At 75.4% G+C, this 16225-nt stretch carries 14 protein-coding genes; 7 read left to right on the top strand and 7 right to left on the bottom strand.

Going from position 1 to position 16225, the window contains the following annotated elements; all coding sequences use genetic code 11:
* Window positions 1-3: 3 nt before the first annotated feature.
* Entirely contained in the window at window positions 4-1200 is a 1197-nt protein-coding gene (locus ACIQGZ_RS23995; RefSeq protein ID WP_402605164.1) for a winged helix-turn-helix domain-containing protein, read from the top strand.
* A gap of 10 nt (window positions 1201-1210) precedes the next feature.
* Here the strand turns inward: ACIQGZ_RS23995 and ACIQGZ_RS23990 are convergent, their stop codons facing one another.
* Together ACIQGZ_RS23990 and hpf are read right to left on the bottom strand one after the other, a co-directional pair.
* On the bottom strand, window positions 1211-1960 hold the full coding sequence (locus ACIQGZ_RS23990) for a response regulator (RefSeq protein WP_402605161.1): 750 nt from the start codon (window positions 1958-1960) through the stop codon (window positions 1211-1213).
* Between the two features lie 280 nt (window positions 1961-2240).
* On the bottom strand, window positions 2241-2936 hold the full coding sequence (gene hpf / locus ACIQGZ_RS23985) for a ribosome hibernation-promoting factor, HPF/YfiA family (protein ID WP_402605158.1): 696 nt from the start codon (window positions 2934-2936) through the stop codon (window positions 2241-2243).
* A 471-nt stretch (window positions 2937-3407) separates the two neighbouring features.
* On the opposite strand from hpf, the gene ACIQGZ_RS23980 reads away from it, so the two are divergent.
* A complete protein-coding gene (locus tag ACIQGZ_RS23980; RefSeq protein WP_402605445.1) occupies window positions 3408-4148 on the top strand; it encodes a ComF family protein in 741 nt (246 codons plus the stop codon).
* Between the two features lie 49 nt (window positions 4149-4197).
* On the opposite strand, the gene ACIQGZ_RS23975 is transcribed toward ACIQGZ_RS23980, so the two are convergent.
* From ACIQGZ_RS23975 to mtnA, 4 genes are read right to left on the bottom strand one after another with little or no spacing between them, the layout of a single operon-like run.
* Window positions 4198-5994: an LpqB family beta-propeller domain-containing protein gene (locus tag ACIQGZ_RS23975; protein ID WP_402605155.1), complete on the bottom strand. Its 1797-nt coding sequence runs from the start codon at window positions 5992-5994 to the stop codon at window positions 4198-4200.
* Window positions 5978-8068, bottom strand: coding sequence for an MtrAB system histidine kinase MtrB (mtrB, locus tag ACIQGZ_RS23970; protein ID WP_402605152.1), 2091 nt, complete (start codon window positions 8066-8068; stop codon window positions 5978-5980). The genes ACIQGZ_RS23975 and mtrB overlap by 17 nt, the downstream gene beginning before the upstream one ends.
* Window position 8069: 1 nt before the next feature.
* Window positions 8070-8747, bottom strand: coding sequence for an MtrAB system response regulator MtrA (mtrA, locus tag ACIQGZ_RS23965; protein ID WP_402605149.1), 678 nt, complete (start codon window positions 8745-8747; stop codon window positions 8070-8072).
* A 3-nt stretch (window positions 8748-8750) separates the two neighbouring features.
* On the bottom strand, window positions 8751-9851 hold the full coding sequence (gene mtnA / locus ACIQGZ_RS23960) for an S-methyl-5-thioribose-1-phosphate isomerase (RefSeq protein ID WP_402605146.1): 1101 nt from the start codon (window positions 9849-9851) through the stop codon (window positions 8751-8753).
* A gap of 224 nt (window positions 9852-10075) precedes the next feature.
* On the opposite strand from mtnA, the gene ACIQGZ_RS23955 reads away from it, so the two are divergent.
* The 5 genes from ACIQGZ_RS23955 to ACIQGZ_RS23935 are packed head-to-tail and all read left to right on the top strand — an operon-like array spanning window position 10076 to window position 15547.
* Window positions 10076-11308, top strand: a complete 1233-nt coding sequence (locus ACIQGZ_RS23955; RefSeq protein ID WP_402605143.1) for a glycerophosphoryl diester phosphodiesterase membrane domain-containing protein — start codon at window positions 10076-10078, stop codon at window positions 11306-11308.
* 5 nt (window positions 11309-11313) lie between these two features.
* Entirely contained in the window at window positions 11314-12009 is a 696-nt protein-coding gene (locus ACIQGZ_RS23950) for a DUF4129 domain-containing protein (protein ID WP_402605140.1), read from the top strand.
* Complete coding sequence (locus ACIQGZ_RS23945; protein WP_402605137.1) at window positions 12006-13211, top strand: DUF4350 domain-containing protein; 1206 nt, start codon at window positions 12006-12008, stop codon at window positions 13209-13211. The genes ACIQGZ_RS23950 and ACIQGZ_RS23945 overlap by 4 nt, the downstream gene beginning before the upstream one ends.
* Before the next feature lie 44 nt (window positions 13212-13255).
* The gene (locus ACIQGZ_RS23940) at window positions 13256-14215 is read left to right on the top strand and encodes an AAA family ATPase (protein WP_402605443.1); all 960 of its coding nucleotides are present in this window, start codon (window positions 13256-13258) and stop codon (window positions 14213-14215) included.
* A gap of 21 nt (window positions 14216-14236) precedes the next feature.
* Window positions 14237-15547 carry a DUF58 domain-containing protein gene (locus ACIQGZ_RS23935; RefSeq protein ID WP_402605134.1) on the top strand — a complete coding sequence of 437 codons (1311 nt, stop codon included), beginning with the start codon at window positions 14237-14239 and terminating at the stop codon, window positions 15545-15547.
* 24 nt (window positions 15548-15571) lie between these two features.
* Here ACIQGZ_RS23935 and ACIQGZ_RS23930 read toward each other — a convergent pair whose 3' ends face one another.
* Window positions 15572-16111 (bottom strand): GNAT family N-acetyltransferase, encoded by a 540-nt coding sequence (locus ACIQGZ_RS23930; RefSeq protein WP_402605131.1) that lies wholly within the window; start codon window positions 16109-16111, stop codon window positions 15572-15574.
* Between the last annotated feature and the right edge of the window lie 114 nt (window positions 16112-16225).

Raw genomic sequence — 16225 nt, 5'->3', positions numbered from 1 at the left:
GGCATGACCGAAGCGCCGTCGCCCAAGCCCACCGCCGAGCTGTCCGCCGACGAGGCCCGCCGCATCGCCCTGCGCGCCCAGGGGCTGCTCGGCGCGCCCGACCGCCGGGGCGGGGTGCGCGGCGTGCTGCGCCACCTGGGAGCGGTCCAGCTGGACACCATCTCGGTGCTGGCCCGCTCGCACGAGCTGGTGCCGTACGCGCGACTGGGCGCGGTGGACCGGTCGGCGGTGGAGGGCGCCTACTGGGGGGCGGGCACCAGCTTCGAGTACTGGTCGCACGCCGCGTGCATCCTGCCGATCGAGGAGTGGCCGCTGTTCGCCTTCCGGCGGCGGGCCTTCGTCGCGCGCGGGCACCGCTGGCACCGGCTGACGGACGCCGAGCGGTCCTGCGCGGAGGTGCTGGCCCGGCTGCGCGGCGACGGGCCGCTGACCGCCACCGACCTCGGCGGCGCGCGCAAGGGCGGCCCCTGGTGGGACTGGTCCGAGACGAAGATCGCCATCGAGTGGCTGCTGGACATCGGCCAGGTGGTCTGCACCGAGCGGCGGGGCTGGAAGCGGGTCTACGACCTGGCCGAGCGCGCGGTGCCCGCCGAGCTGCTGGCGCAGGAGCCGGACGACGGCAGCTGCCTGCGCCGACTGGTCCGGCAGGCGGGGGCCGCGCTGGGGGTGGCGACCCGGGCCGACCTCGCGGACTACCACCGCCTCAAGGCGGAGCAGGTGGACGCGGTGGTGGCCGACTCCGGGCTGCTCCCGGTGACGGTGCGGGGGTGGGGTCGCGGCGGCGGGACTGCCCCGGCCTGGGCCGACCCCGCCGCCTTGGCCGCGCCGCCCCGGGGGCGCCACCGCACCACGCTGCTCTCCCCGTTCGACTCGCTGATCTGGGACCGGGCCCGCACCGAGCGGATCTTCGGCTTCACCCACCGGCTGGAGGCGTATGTGCCCCGGCCCAAGCGGGTGCACGGCTACTTCGCGATGCCGCTGCTGGCGGGCGGCCGGCTGGTCGGGCGGGTCGACCCGGCGCGCGAGGGGCGGACGCTGATCGCCCGTCAGGCGTCGCTGGTGTCGCCCGGAGCGGTCGAGCCGATGGCACGGGCGCTGCGGGAGGCGGCCGGCTGGGTGGGGTGCGACGCGGTGCGGGTGGAGCGGGTGGTGCCGGAGTCCCTGGCGGGCCCGCTCACCGCGGCCGTGTCGGCAGGCTGAGCGACGCGCGTCAGCCTATTTCGAGGATCTTCTCCCGCATCGCGTAGACGACGGCCTCCATCCGGGAGTGCAGCTGGAGCTTCTCCAGGATGTTGCGCACATGGTTCTTCACGGTGTTCTCGCTGATGAAGAGCTGCTTGGCGATGTCCCGGTTGTTCATCCCGGTCGCCACCAGCTTGAGCACCTCCAGCTCACGGTCGGTGAGCCGGGGGGCGGGCACCAGCGGGCGGTCGTCGGAGCGCTGCTGGATCATCGACTTGAACTCGGTGAGCAGCTTGGCGGCCATCGACGGGCTGATCTGCGACTGGCCGTCGGCTACCGCGCGGATCGCGGTGGCCACCTCGTCCGTGGAGATCTCCTTGAGCAGGTAGCCGGTGGCACCGGCCTTGATCGCCTCGTAGAGGTCGGCCTCCTCGTCGCTTATCGTCAGCATGATGATCTTGGCGCTGGGCGCCACGTCCTTGATGGCCGTGCACGCCTCGATGCCGCTGCGGCGCGGCATCCGCACATCCATCAGGATGATGTCCGGCAGCAGGTCGGCGGCCTTCTCGACGGCCTCGGCGCCGTCCCCCGCCTCCCCGACCACCTGGATGTCGTCCTCCTGGGCCAGTACGATCTCCAGCCCGCGCCGGAACAGGGCATGGTCGTCGACCACCAGCACCCGGATCGGCTCGGCGCCGCCCTGCGGCTCCTCGGGCGGCCCGGCGGCGGACGGCGGACCGCCCCGGTCGGCCGGTCCCCTGCTGAAACGCTCCCCCATACGCTCCTCCCCCTCGTGGCCGGTGCGGTGGCCACGTGCCTGGTCGGACACCCCTGTGCTGCTCGGGGATTGTGCGCCATCATTCCACGGCGACAGGGAACGCGATCACACTCAGCGGCCGTCCGTATCCGATCGGGCATCCGACGAGGCCACCGGACGACGGCGTCCGGCCCGGCAACTGCCACCGGGCCGGACGCCTCCGTACGATCCGCGCTCACCCGGCCCGGCGCGGAGCCCGCGCTCGGGGGCCGGGCGGCCGGACCCGTTTGGGCCTCGTCCGCTAGACCTCGTCCGCCTCGCCGAGGGCACCGCCCGCGCCGCCCAACTCGCCGTTGGGCCCGGAGCCGTCGGCCTTGAGGTGGATCACGCCGTAGTTGTAGCCGTGGCGGCGGTAGACGACGCTCGGCAGTCCGGTGTCGGTGTCGACGAAGAGGTAGAAGTCGTGCCCCACCAGCTCCATCTCGTAGAGCGCCTGGTCCAGCGCCATCGGAGCGGCGGCGTGCACCTTCTCCCGGACGACGAGCGGCCCGTCGCCCTCCACCTCCAGCGACCCGATCCGGGTCCGCGTCACCGCCGCCCGCTGCTCCTCGGCGGTCGGGGAGGTCTCCGGCAGCGCGGCCAGCGCCGCCGTGGCCTCGGCCACGCTCATCGGCGTACGGCCGGTGCCGCCCTTGTGCACCCGCCGGCGGTCGGCGGCCTTGCGCAGTTGTGCGTCGAGCTTGCTGCTGGCCATGTCCAGTGCGGCGTACGCGTCGCCGGCGCAGGCCTCGGCACGGATCACCGGGCCGCGGGTGCGCACCGTGATCTCGACGCGCTCGCTGCGGTCCGCCTGGCGCGGGTTTCGCTCCTTGGACACCTCGACGTCAAGGCTGATCACCTTGCCGTCGAACTTCTGGATCTTCTCCAGCTTCTCGGCCACGTGCTTGCGGAACCTCTCGGGCACCTCGGTCTTGCGGCCCTTGACGACGATGTCCACGCAGAACTCCGTTCCCTTGCGCTGACGCCGGGCGGGGCCAGGCCCCGCTCGGCCCACCGAGTCCGCAGCCCCGCCGCCCTCCGGTTCACCCAGCGGCCGGACCGGCGGGCGGAACTGCCTCTCTCCCCCCTTCCTCCCCACCAGGGACGGCTGAAACCCCATGGAACACCTCCCCCGCAGATTCCGCCCTGTGAGCGACCCGCGTACGGGCGCACCCGAGCGCACACCGGCGGACGGGGCCCGATCGCGCGCCGCCACTCGTACACCTGAGCCCCCAGCCATACCCCCGTTCGGATGAACGGGGCGCGAACCGGCCCCAACGTGGCCCGCCGCCGCGCAGTGTGGTGCCCGACGCACCCGCCGAGAGGAGCACCCGCCGCCGTGAATCCCGCCGCCATGAGCCCCACCGCCGTGAATCCCGTCCCCAGCAACTCCGCCCCCGGCGACTCCGCCCCCAGCAACTCCCTCCCCATGGACCCGGCGACCGCCGACCGGCGCCCCGGCCTGCCCGATGCCCTGCTCGACCTGCTGCTGCCGAGCCGCTGCGCCGGCTGCGGCAGCGGCCGCACCCAGCTGTGCGCCGACTGCCGCCATGCCCTGGAGAGCGCCGTCGGCCGCCCGGTCCGCCCCGACCCGCCGCCGCCCGGCCTGCCCCCGGTGTACGCCGCCGCGCCCTACGCGGGGGCCGTGCGCGGCCTGCTGCTCGCCCACAAGGAGCGTGGCGCGCTGCGGCTGGCCGGGCCGCTCGGCCGGGCGCTGGCCGCCGCCGTGCCCGCCACCGCCCGCCACCCGGCGGACGGGCGGCCGCTGCTGCTGGTGCCGGTGCCCTCCGCCGGCCACGCGGTGCGCGCCCGGGGCCATGACCCGGTGCACCGACTGGCCCGCGCCGCCGCCCGGGAGCTGCGCCGGGCGGGCGTCCCCTGCCGGGCCGCCGCCGTGCTGCGGCCGGTGCGCGCGATCGCCGACCAGGCGGGTCTCGGCGCGGCCGACCGCCGCCGCAATCTCGCCGGTGCGCTCGCGGTGCGGCCCGCCGCCGCTGCCGGGCTGCGCGGGCGGCGGGTGGTCCTGGTGGACGACCTGGTCACCACCGGCGCCACCCTCGCGGAGGCGGCCCGCGCCGTCACGGCCGCCGGGGCGGCGCTACCGGCGGCGGCCACGGTGGCTGCCACCGTACGGCGGGTGGGTCGGGCGACGCCGACCCGGCCGGAGTAGGTCGGCCGGGATGAAGCTCAGCAGGGGCAGCACACAACCGGGGCCGAGCTCAGCCGGGGTAGACGGGCGCGATGGCGTTGCGGGCCACCGCACGCCACTGCCCATTGAGCTCCAGCCGGTAGATCTTGTGGTCCTGGGAGTCCGCGTACACCGGCGCGTGCGGGTCCTCCGCCGCCGCCACCCGGGTCATGCCGTCGATGGCCTGCAACGTCGTGTCCTCGTCGCGCGAACCGTCGACGCCGACCAGCTGCGGGTGCTTGACGCCCTCGGCCTCCTTGCCCAGCACCACCAACTGGTCGGTGTCGGCCCAGGAGACCGCCGTGACGTCCACGAGCTGCGGGGCCACCGGCTGAAGGCCGGTGATGGCCGCCTGCGGAGCCGTCTCGGTCCCCGAGTGCCGCACCAGGCCCATCGCCACCGTCCGCACACCGGCGGGGTCCGCCAGCAGCAGGGCGACCCGGGTGCCGTCCGAGGAGAGCTTCAGCCCCTGGACGGTGCGCCCCTCCAGCCCCTCCACATAGACCGGGTACGCCCGGTCGCCCCGCACCATCTTCACGCTCGGGGCGGCCGGGTCGCGGTCGGCGACCCAGAGGTCGCCGTTCCCGTCCCAGCTGGGCAGCGACAGCGCCTGCTGCGGCTTCGGCCCCGCGCTGCTGACCAGCACCGGCCCGGCCTTGGCGCCCTGCGAGAGGCCCACCTCGCGCAGCTCCCGGCCGTCCAGCGTCACCTCGGCGGCCAGCGTGGCGTCGCGGCGCACCGCGATGGCGCCCGCCCGGGGCTGCTGCGGCGACGCCTCACCGAGCGGTCCGGCCACCGGCGTACCGGAGACCTCGTCGACCCCCAGCATCAGCAGCCGCCCACTGTCGAAGTCCTGGTAGTAGATCTCGCCGAGCATGTCCTGGTTGGCGAAGGGGCCGGCCTCCTGGCCGGAGATCTGGCAGCCGCCGCCGTCGGGGCCGGAGACATCGACCTGCTCCACCCCGTTGCCCGACTGGTCCTTGAAGGTGCGCAGCAGCTGCACGGCCATCCGGCGGCAGTCCTCCTGCCGACTGCTCAGCCCGCGCGCGCTCACCCGTACCTGCACCACCCCGGCGTCGTCCGGGCCGACCTGCCGGGACAGCACGGTCACCCCGTTGAACGCGGAGGTCACCGCCGGGGCGAGCCACCGGGAGGGACCGGCGGCCAGGGCCTTGGCGGCGGCGGTCAGCGGGTCGATCCGGCGCCGCAGGTAGATGGGGTCGGGCACCAGCGCCGGCGGCCGGGCGGACGGCCGGGAGGGGTCGGCGGCCGCGTAGAAGTAGCGGTTGACCCGCTCATAGACATTGCGGAAGTTGGTCTGGTTGACGATCAGGCCGTCCGGGAGCTGCGAGATCCGCCACTCGCCGTTCTCCTTCTCGAAGGAGAACGCGGCGTGGAAGGCACTGTCCGACGGCTTGAAGGTCTTGTTGGAGTCCAGCACCGCCACCCGGGTGCCCTCGACGGTCACCCGCGCCTGCGTCTTCCCGATGCTGCCCGCGCGCACCCGGGGATTGTCGGCCAGCACCGACACTCCCGCCTCGGGCCGCCACTGGGCGGCCTCCTCCTTGGTCAGGTACTCCTTCGCGGTGTCGTACCCGGCCTCGTCACCGATGGTGGCGTCCAGGAAGTTCTGCAACAGCTCCTGGGGGTCGAGGCCCTTCAGCGGGTGCACCGGGAAGACCCGGACCTGCAGGTTCTGGTCGTCGCCGCGCTCGGCGGCGCTGACCTCGGACACGTCCCCGCTGTCCGGCATCGCGGCGCACCCGGCGAGCAGCAGCGTCAGCGGCAGGGCTGCGGCGAGCAGCCGCCGGTCAGTCCTCCTCGGCACGGTGCCGCTCCTCCCCGTCCTCGCCCGGAGGCGGGGACCCGGCCGCTCCCGGCTGTCCTGTGCCGCGCTCCACCACCACATGCGCGCCGGTCGCACGGTATCCCGCCGAGGCGGCCCGTACATCGGAGGGGTCGGCCGTCGGCCGGCGTGCCGACCGGGCGCCGGGGCCCAGCCCGGGGCCGATGGTGAGCACCCCGCCGAGCCCGGGTCCGAAGCCGCCGCCGCCGTTCTCCGGCGCCTCCGGGGGCGTCTCCCCGGCGGGCAGCGCCGTGGCACCGGTCCTGGCGATCCGGCGGTACGGGGTGCCGGGCGCGCCCAGGCCGCGGTTGTGCCGGGAGTCCTCCGGCTCCAGCGGCAGCGGCGAGCGGCCGATCTCGGCGCCCCGGGTGCGCGGCACGGTCAGCCGGAACTGCGAGCCGCCGCCGGGCTCGCCCCACGCCTGGAGCCAGCCGCCGTGCAGGTGGGCGTCCTCCAGCGCGATGGAGAGCCCGAGGCCGGTGCCGCCGGTGGTGCGCTGCCGGGCCGGGTCGGCCCGCCAGAAGCGGTGGAAGACCCGGGACGCCTCGCCGGGCTTGAGGCCGATGCCGTGGTCGCGTACGGCCACCGCGACCGAGCCGTCACCGGACGCCAGCCGGACGACCACGTCCCGGCCCTCGCCGTGCTCCAGCGCGTTGACCACCAGGTTGCGCAGGATGCGCTCGATCCGGCGGGGGTCGACCTCCGCCATCACCGGCTCCTCGGCGCCGCGTACCAGCAGCGCGCTGCCCTTGGCCTGGGCCAGCGGCTCGGCGGCCTCGACCACCCGGGAGACGATCTCGCGCAGGTCGGCGGGCTCGGCGTCCAGGATGGCGGCGCCCGCGTCGAAACGGCTGATCTCCAGCAGGTCGGAGAGCAGCGACTCGAAGCGGTCCAGCTGGCCCTGGAGCAGTTCGGCGGAGCGGGCGGACGCCGCGTCCATGTCCTCGCGGCCCTCGTACAGCAGGTCGGCGGCCATCCGGACGGTGGTCAGCGGGGTGCGCAGCTCGTGCGAGACGTCGGAGACGAACCGCCGCTGCACCCGGGAGAGCTCCTCCAGCTGGCGGATCTGCGCCCAGAGCGCATTGGCCATCTCGTTGAAGGACTCACCGAGCCGGGCGATGTCGTCGGTGCCGGTGACCTTCATCCGCTCGTCGAGGTGGCCGGCGGCCAGCCGCTCGGAGATCCCGGCGGCCATCCGGACCGGTGTGACGACCATCCGGACCACCATCCAGGCGATGGCGCCGAGCAGCACCACCACGAAGACCCCGGCGGTGGCCAGGGTGGTGGTGACCAGGCCGAGCGTCCTGGTCTCCTGGCCGAACGGGAAGACGTAGTACAGCTGGTAGTCGGTGTTGTCCGGGCCGGTCAGCTGCTTGCCGATGACCAGGCCCGGTTCGCGGCGCCGGTCGTCGCCCCGGTCGCGCAGGATGGTGGTGGGCTGCTCCCCCACCGTGCCCGGGTGCGCCGCCAGCCGCTGCTGGAGCTGCTGGGGGATGGACTGCGGCAGCACGTTGCCGGTGCTGCGCTGGCTGCTGACGCCGGGGCCGTCGCCGGGCTGCACCAGGGCGGCGGAGGGCACCAGGGCCACCACCGAGTAGACGCCCTGGCCGCTGCTGGCCAGCTGCTCCATCTGCTTGGTGATCCAGTCCCCGATGTCCTCGGTGGCGGGGTCGGGGGCACCGGCGGCGGCCTTGGGCAGCACGTCGTTGGCGGCCTCGATCTGCTTCTGGGCCACCGAGAAGCCGCCCCTGGCCTGGCTCTCGGCGGCCTGCCGCTTGGCGCCCAGCAGCCCGGTGCGGACCTGTGCCACCACGACGACGCCGAGCAGCAGCACCACGCCGAGCGACAGCAGCAGGGTGGTGGCGACCACCCTGAGCTGGATGGACCGCCGCCAGAGCGCCGCGCTGCGCCGGAACGGCCGCTTGACCTGCCGGCCCAGCAGCCTGGCCAGCGGCCGCACCCGGCCGTGGCCGGCGCGCGGCGAACCGCCCCCGGACGCCGACTCCCCGCCGACCGAACCGTCGGGCGGGGAGTCCTGGTAGTGCTGCCCGCTCACGTCAGCTGGGCCCGGCCTTGTAACCGACGCCACGCACGGTCACCACGATCTCGGGCCGCTCCGGGTCCCGTTCGATCTTGGAGCGCAGGCGCTGCACATGGACGTTGACCAGCCGGGTGTCGGCGGCGTGCCGGTAGCCCCACACCTGTTCGAGCAGCACCTCGCGGGTGAAGACCTGCCAGGGCTTGCGGGCCAGCGCAACCAGCAGGTCGAACTCCAGCGGGGTGAGCGGGATGGACCGCCCGTCCCGCTTCACGGAGTGCCCGGCGACGTCGATCACCAGGTCACCGATGGCCAGCTGCTCGGGGGTGGGCTCCTCGGCGCGGCGCAGCCGGGCGCGTACCCGGGCCACCAGCTCCTTGGGCTTGAACGGCTTGATCACATAGTCGTCGGCCCCCGACTCCAGGCCGACGACCACATCCACCGTGTCGCTCTTTGCGGTGAGCATGACGATCGGCACCCCGGACTCGGCCCGGATCTGCCGGCAGACGTCGATTCCGTCGCGGCCGGGCAGCATCAGATCGAGGAGCACCAGATCGGGTTTGCTCTCCCGGAACATGGCCAGAGCCTTGTCACCGTCCGCGACGAAGAAGGGCTCAAAACCCTCGCCACGGAGAACGATGCCCAGCATCTCGGCCAGTGCGGTGTCGTCGTCGACGACCAGGACGCGTCCCTTCATGCTTCACATCGTCTCATCACTCGATGGTGACACGGCGCACAACCGTGTCATCCCGCTCACATCCACGGGGGAGACTACGCCCTTCTCGGTGACGATCGCGCTGATCAGTTCCGGCGGAGTGACGTCGAAGGCCGGGTTGTACGCCGCCGCCCCCGGGGGCGCAACCGCGACCCCGGCGAATTCGGCCACCTCATGGGCGGCCCGCTGCTCCACCTCGATGCCCGCCCCGTCCGGCGTCCGGGGGTCCACCGTGGTGCTCGGCGCGACCACCACGAACGGCACCTCGTGGTACCTGGCCAGCACCGCCAGCGGGTAGCTGCCGACCTTGTTGGCGGTGCTGCCGTCGGCGGCGATCCGGTCGGCGCCGATCAGCACCGCGTCCACCCGCCCGGCGGCGAAGAGCGACCCGGCGGCGTTGTCGGCGAGCAGGGTGTACGGCAGCCCGGCCCGCGCCGCCTCGTACGCGGTCAGCCGGGCGCCCTGGAGCAGCGGCCGGGTCTCGTCCACCCAGAGCCGGTTCAGCCGCCCGGCGCGGTGCGCGGCCAGCACGACCGCCAGGGCGGTGCCCTCGCCGCCGGAGACCAGGGCGCCGGTGTTGCAGTGGGTGAGCAGCCGCAGCGCGCCGCCGGGGGCCAGCCGGTCCAGCAGCGCCAGCCCGTGGCGGGCCATGGCGGCGCTGGCGGCGGCGTCCTCGCGGTGCAGCGCGCGGGCGGCGGCCAGCGCGGCGGCGGCCGCACCGGCCAGGTCGCCGGGCCGGGCGGCCAGGTGCGCCCGGTGGGCGTCGTGGGCCCGGCGCACGCCCAGGGCCAGGTTGACCGCCGTGGGCCGGGCTCGGGCCAGCCGCTCAGCGGCGTCGTCCACCGAGCCGCCCCGGGCGGCGGCCAGCGCCACCCCGTACGCACCGGCCAGCCCGAGCAGCGGGGCGCCGCGCACCGCCAGCCGCTGGACGGCGTCGACCAGGGTGGGGATGCTGGTGCAGGCGATCTCCCGCTCCTCGGCGGGCAGCCCGGTCTGGTCGAGCAGCAGCAGGGCGGGGCCGTCCGGGGAGTCGTCCCAGCGCAGGGGTGGGGGCGCGCCCGGCGGGGCAGCGGTGAAGTCGGCCATTGGCCCAGTCTGCACCGGTGCGCCACCAGAACGGACGGCAACCGGGAATTCGAACAGCTCTGCGCCGCCGTCTCCCCCGCCGCCACCGGCCACCGGTCCCCCGGACCGGGTACGGCGTTCGATCGCACCATGGCACGATGGGCGCCACACGGGCGCGCACCTCATCCCGTATGTCCCCTCGCCCGTATGTCCCCTCGCCCGTATGTCCCCTCGAAGGAGCAGCGATGACCGACACTCCGGGCTGGGCACCGCCCGGTTCGCCCGAGCCGCCCCGCGAGGACGGCCGCCCCACCGGCGGCGCCCCCGCACCGGCGGGCGCTCCCGGGCCGTCGGCACCGCAGGGCCCGCCGCCGGGGCCCGCCGCACCGCAGGGGCCGCCCGCCTGGGGCGCCGCCCCCGGCTGGGGCCCGCAGCCCCCGTACCCGGGCGGCGGCTACGGCTACGGCGGCCCGCCCCCGGGCTTCCCCGGCGCCCCCGGCTTCCCCGGCTGGGGCGCACCGCCGTCCCCCAAGCCCGGCGTCATCCCGCTGCGCCCGCTGGGCGTCGGCGAGGTCCTGGACGGCGCCGTGTCCACCACCCGCCGCTACTGGCGGACCGCGCTCGGCATCTCCCTGCTGGTGGCCGTGGTGAGCACGCTCACCACCACCCTGATCGGCTGGGGCAGCACCACCACCCTGTCCGGCGCCGACGCCCTGTCCGGCAGCGGCTCCACCTCGACGGGCAGCCTGGTGAACTCCCTGGTGCTCACCTTCGCCGGGCTGATCGCCACCTCGCTGCTGACGGTGGTGGTCAGCCGGGCCGTCCTGGGCCGACCGGTCACGTTCGGTGAGGCATGGGCCGCCACCCGACCTCGGCTGCTGCCGATGGTGGGGCTGGTGCTGACGCTGACGGCCCTGCTGGTGGCCGTCGGCGGCGTCCTGCTGCTCCCGGCCGGCCTGGCCGCGCTGGCGGGCAGCGGCCGCGATGTCTGGATGCCGCTGCTGGTGCTCGGCCTGCTGGCGGCGGTCGGCTGCATCGTCTGGCTGTGGATCAGGTTCTCGCTGGCCGCGCCCGCCCTGATGCTGGAGAAGCAGGGCGTCAAGGCGTCGCTGTCCCGCTCGTCGCGGCTGGTGCGCGGCAGCTGGTGGCGGATCTTCGGCGTCACGCTGCTCGGCCGGGTGGTGACCGGCTTCGTCTCGGTGATCATCGTGATGCCGGCCACCATCGTCGGCCTGGCCGTCGGCGGCCTCGGCGGGGTGCTGGACGACTCCACCGGCAACAGCTACACCCTGCCGCTCTCCACCCTGGTCATCGTGGGTATCGGGACGGCCATCGCCTCCACCGTCACGCTGCCGGTCACCTCGGCGATCAATGTGCTCCTCTACATCGACCAGCGCATCCGCCGTGAAGCGCTGGACATCGAACTGGGCCGGGCGGCCGGCCTGCCCGGCTTCGGCGACACCGCTCCCGGGGCCTGACCGGCGTGGGCGGCCGGGGGGAGCAGCTGCGCGCCGCCGTCCTCACGGACGGCGGCGTCCCCGTCATCCTGCCCCGGGAGGCGGCCCGGGAGGCGGCCCGGCGGGAGCTGTCCGACCATGCGTACCACCGCGACGACCCCGGCCTGTTGACCCGTCTGCTGCACTGGGTGTGGGAGCAGTTCGACCGGATGCTCGACCAGGTCGGCGGCACCGGTGTCGGCGGCCGGGCCGGGCTGCTGGTGCTGCTGGTCGTCCTGCTGCCGGCGGGCCTCGCCCTGTGGTGGCGGTTCGGCGCGCCCCGGCGGTCGCCGCGCACCACCGGCGCCGCGCTCTTCGACGACCGCCCCCGCACCGCCGCCGAGCACCGCGCCGCCGCCGAACAGCACGCCGCCGCCGCCCGCTGGGACGACGCCGTACGGGAGCGCACTCGCGCCGTCGTACGCGCCCTGGAGGAGCGCGCGCTGCTGGACGAGCGCCCCGGCCGCACCGCCGACGAGGCCGCCGCCGAGGCGGGCCGCGCCCTGCCCGACCACGCGGCCGCGCTGCGCCGGGCCGTCCGCACCTTCGACGCCGTCAGCTACGGCGGCAAGCCCGGCGACCCCCAGGCCTACCAGCAGGTCACCGAGGTGGACGACGCCCTGCGGCACGCCCGCCCCGCCCAGGCCGCCACCGCGCCCGCCCGCAGCGGAGGCCCCGCATGACGCCGACGGCCACCTCCCCCACGGCCACCTCCCTGGCCCCCACCGCCGCCCGGCTGTGGCAGCGCTCCCGTGGCCTGCTGGCCGCCGCCCTGGTGCTGCTCATCGGCGGCCTGCTGTACGCGGCACTCAGCGGCAGCACCCGCTACCCGGCGCTCGACCCCCGCTCCACCGCCCCCGACGGCAGCCGCGCGCTGGCCCGGCTGCTGGAGCAGCAGGGCGTCACCGTGGACACCGCCGCCCCCGGCCAGGCCCTGGACGACGGCCACCCCGTCACCGTGCTGCTCCCCGGCCCGGACGTACTGACCCCCGACCAGTCGCAGGCACTGGACCGCGCCGTGCACGCCCACGGCGGCCGCGTCGTCCTCATCGCCCCCGGCCGCGACGAGCTGGACGCCCTGGCCCCCGGCGTCCGGCCGGTGACCAGCGGCGGCAGGACGCTGACCGTCCCCTCCGCGAGCGCCGCCCCCGGCTGCTCACTGCCGGAGGCCGCTCGGGCCGGCAGCGCCGAACTCGGCGGCGCGCTCTACCAGGTCTCCGGCCCCGCCCAGGGCTGCTACCTCCGCTACGGCCGGCCCACACTGGTCGACAGCCGCCGGCCCTCCAGCGGCGACACCGTCGTCCTGGGCTCCGGCCGCTTCCTCACCAACGACCGGCTGGACGACGACGGCAACGCCGCCCTCGCCCTCGGACTGCTCGGCGCCCACCAGCGGCTGGTCTGGTACCTGCCGGACTACGACCACTCCGCCGCCACCGGCGAGGGCGACCGCACCCTGGTCGACCTGCTGCCGGCCGGCTGGCGCTGGGGGCTGCTCCAGGCGGGCGTGGCCGCCCTGCTCGCCGCCGCCTGGCGGGCCCGCCGCCTCGGCCCGGTCGTCCCGGAGAACCTCCCGGTGGTCGTCCGCGCCGCCGAGACCACCGAGGGCCGCGCCCGCCTCTACCGCCGCGCTCGGGCCCGCGACCGGGCCGCCGACGCGCTGCGCCGCGCCGCCCGCGCCCGGCTGGCCGCCACCCTCGGCCTCCCCGCCCGCCCGGAGGCCGACCCGGCCGCACTCACCGCCGCCGTCGCCGCCCGCCTCCCCGGCGACCGCACCCCCGCCGAGCCGCAGGCACTGCTGTACGGTGCGGCCCCGGCCGACGACGCCGCCCTACTGCGGCTCGCCGACGATCTGGACACCCTGGAAAGGCAGGTACGACAGCCGTGACCGAGCACGACGCCCGGCCCCCGCACCCGGCGCGGCCCACCCCGGTGGCGACCGCCCGCGACCCCCGGCAGGCCCTGGAGGCGCTGCGGGCCGAGATCGGCAAGGCCGTCGTCGGCCAGGACCCGGCCGTCACCGGCCTGGTCGTCGCGCTGCTCTGCCGTGGCCATGTGCTGCTGGAGGGCGTCCCCGGCGTGGCCAAGACCCTGCTGGTCCGCACCCTGGCCAAGGCCCTGCGGGTCGACACCAAGCGCATCCAGTTCACCCCCGACCTGATGCCCGGCGATGTCACCGGCTCGCTGGTGTACGACGCCCGCAGCGCCGAGTTCTCCTTCCAGCCGGGGCCGGTCTTCACCCACCTGCTGCTGGCCGACGAGATCAACCGCACCCCGCCCAAGACCCAGGCGTCACTGCTGGAGGCCATGGAGGAACGCCAGGTCAGCGTGGACGGCATCCCCCGCCCGCTGCCCGACCCCTTCCTCGTCGCCGCCACCCAGAACCCGGTGGAGTACGAGGGCACCTACCCGCTGCCCGAAGCACAGCTGGACCGCTTCCTGCTGAAGCTGATCCTGCCGCTGCCCACCCGCGACGACGAGGTCCAGGTGCTGGCCCGGCACGCGGCCGGCTTCAACCCCCGCGACCTGGACGCCGCCGGGGTCCGCCCGGTCGCCGGACCGGAGGACCTGGAGGCCGCCCGTGCCGAGATCGACCGGCTGACCGTCGCGCCGGAGATCCTCGCGTACGTGGTCGACATCTGCCGGGCCACCCGCGAATCGCCCTCGACCGCACTGGGCGTCTCGCCGCGCGGCGCCACCGCGCTGCTCGGCACCTCCCGCGCCTGGGCCTGGCTGGCGGGGCGCGACTACGTCACCCCCGACGACGTCAAGGCGCTCGCCCTGCCCACCCTGCGGCACCGGCTGCAACTGCGTCCGGAGGCCGAGATGGAGGGCGTCACCCCCGACTCGGTCATCCAGACCGTCCTCGCGCACGTGCCCGTCCCCCGCTGACCCCGCCCTAGGAGCGCCGCCATGGCCCTCACCGGCCGCACCGCCCTGCTCGCCCTGGCCGGCGTCCTCGTCGTGGGCCTGCTGCTGCCGTCCGCCGCCGGTCTCGGCCTGGTCTGCGGAGTGCTGCTCGCCGGGGTGGCCGCCGATCTGCTGCTGGCCGCCCCGGTCCGCACCCTCCAACTGTCCCGGTCCGGCGACACCTCGGTACGGCTCGGGGAGTCCGCGCAGGTCACCTTGACCGTCGGCAACCCCAGCCGGCGGCGGCTGCGCGCCCGGCTGCGGGACGCCTGGCCGCCGAGCAGTTGGACGCCCGGCACCGAGCAGGCCGCCTCCCGGCACCGGCTGGACATCCCCGGCGGCGAGCGCCGCCGGGCCACCACCGTGCTGCGCCCCACCCGGCGCGGGGACCGCCGGGCCCACCGGGTGACGATCCGTTCGACGGGCCCGCTGGGGCTGGCCGCCCGGCAGGGCTCGCACACCGTGCCCTGGTCGGTGCGGGTGCTGCCGCCGTTCACCAGCCGCAAGCACCTGCCCTCCCGGCTGGCCCGGCTGCGGGAACTCGACGGCCGCACCTCACTGCTGGTCCGCGGTCAGGGCACCGAGTTCGACAGCCTGCGCGAGTACATCCCCGGTGACGACGTACGGTCCATCGACTGGCGCGCCTCCGCCCGGCGCTCCGCCGTCGCGGTCCGCACCTGGCGGCCGGAGCGGGACCGCCACCTCCTGATCGTGCTCGACACCGGCCGCACCTCCGCCGGCCGGGTCGGTGACGCCCCCCGGCTGGACGCGGCCCTGGACGCCGCACTGCTGCTGGCCGCCCTGGCCACCCGGGCCGGCGACCGGGTCGACCTGCTGGCCCACGACCTGCGGACCCGGGCCTCGGTGCAGGGCCGGGCCGCCGCCGAGGTGCTGCCGTCCTTCGTCAACGCCATGGCCGTGCTGGAACCCGCCCTGGTGGAGACCGACTTCCGCGCGCTGACGGCGGCGGTGCTCAAGCGGGTGCCGCACCGCTCGCTGGTCGTCCTGCTGACCAGCCTGGACAGCGCCCCCGCCGAGCAGGGGCTGCTTCCGCTGCTACCCGGCCTCACCCGCCGCCACGAGGTGCTGGTGGCCTCGGTGAGCGACCCCAGGGTGGCCGAACTGGCCGCCGCCCGGGGCACGCTCGACGCCGTGTACGGGGCCGCGTCCGCCGAGCAGACCCGCGCCGACCGCCGCCGCACCGCCGACCGGCTCATCCGGCACGGCGTCACCGTCGTGGACGCCCCGCCCGCCGACCTCCCCCCGGCCCTGGCCGACGCCTATCTGGCCCTCAAGGCCGCCGGCCGCCTGTGACGGCGGGGCCGCCCGGGTCCAGGTTCAGTGCGCCAGGTACTCCATCTCGTACTCGGTGAACGACAGGTCCGGCGGATACTGCATGGTCACGCCGCTCTCCGCGAACCCCAACCGTCGGTAGAAGGACAGCGCCCGCTGGTTGTCCTCCCGTACGAACAGCCGGACCCGCTCGGCGCCGCCCTCGTCCCAGGCCCACTCCAGCGCGGCCCGGACCAGCGCCTCGGCCGCCCCCGCACCCCGCCCCCGGTCCGCAGGGGCGACATAGACACCGACCAGATGCACCTGCGGCTTGACCGCCTCGGGCTCCTGAAACGCGCTCACCATCCCGCACCAGCGGCCCGACTCCGCAGCTTCCAGCACCAGCGTCGCCGTGCGCCGGCCATCGGGCAGCGCCGCCGCCCCGGACGCGTGCAACGCCCTGGCCTGCCACTCGTCGTCCGGTGTCAGGCGCTCATCGGCGTACTGCGTCACAAAGGCGGTGGGAGTGTCCCGCAGGGCCGCCAGCCGCAGCTCACGCAGCGCCAGCCACTCGTCCGCCGACACCCGTCGTACTCGGTAACTCATGGGTCCGATCCTGCCATCCCCGTTTCCGGGCATGCGAAAGGGCCCCCAACCTGACGGCTGGAGGCCCTTTCTGAATGATTGTTCGGCGGTGTCCTACTCTCCCACAGGGTCCCC

This window comes from Streptomyces sp. NPDC092296 (assembly GCF_044755465.1).
Taxonomy (GTDB): Bacteria; Actinomycetota; Actinomycetes; order Streptomycetales; family Streptomycetaceae; genus Peterkaempfera.
The sequence above is the reverse complement of the archived record's forward strand: the minus strand, read 5'-3'. Positions and strand labels throughout refer to the sequence as shown.

Excerpts from the sequence above, each read along its gene's own strand:
- ACIQGZ_RS23945 (WP_402605137.1), top strand. The coding sequence starts at position 12,006 with ATGACGCCGACGGCCACCTCCCCCACGGCCACCTCCCTGGCCCCCACC.
- ACIQGZ_RS23955 (WP_402605143.1), top strand. The coding sequence starts at position 10,076 with ATGACCGACACTCCGGGCTGGGCACCGCCCGGTTCGCCCGAGCCGCCC.
- mtnA (WP_402605146.1), bottom strand. The coding sequence starts at position 9,851 with ATGGCCGACTTCACCGCTGCCCCGCCGGGCGCGCCCCCACCCCTGCGC.
- ACIQGZ_RS23935 (WP_402605134.1), top strand. The coding sequence starts at position 14,237 with ATGGCCCTCACCGGCCGCACCGCCCTGCTCGCCCTGGCCGGCGTCCTC.
- ACIQGZ_RS23995 (WP_402605164.1), top strand. The coding sequence starts at position 4 with ATGACCGAAGCGCCGTCGCCCAAGCCCACCGCCGAGCTGTCCGCCGAC.
- ACIQGZ_RS23930 (WP_402605131.1), bottom strand. The coding sequence starts at position 16,111 with ATGAGTTACCGAGTACGACGGGTGTCGGCGGACGAGTGGCTGGCGCTG.
- ACIQGZ_RS23990 (WP_402605161.1), bottom strand. The coding sequence starts at position 1,960 with ATGGGGGAGCGTTTCAGCAGGGGACCGGCCGACCGGGGCGGTCCGCCG.
- mtrA (WP_402605149.1), bottom strand. The coding sequence starts at position 8,747 with ATGAAGGGACGCGTCCTGGTCGTCGACGACGACACCGCACTGGCCGAG.
- ACIQGZ_RS23980 (WP_402605445.1), top strand. The coding sequence starts at position 3,408 with ATGGACCCGGCGACCGCCGACCGGCGCCCCGGCCTGCCCGATGCCCTG.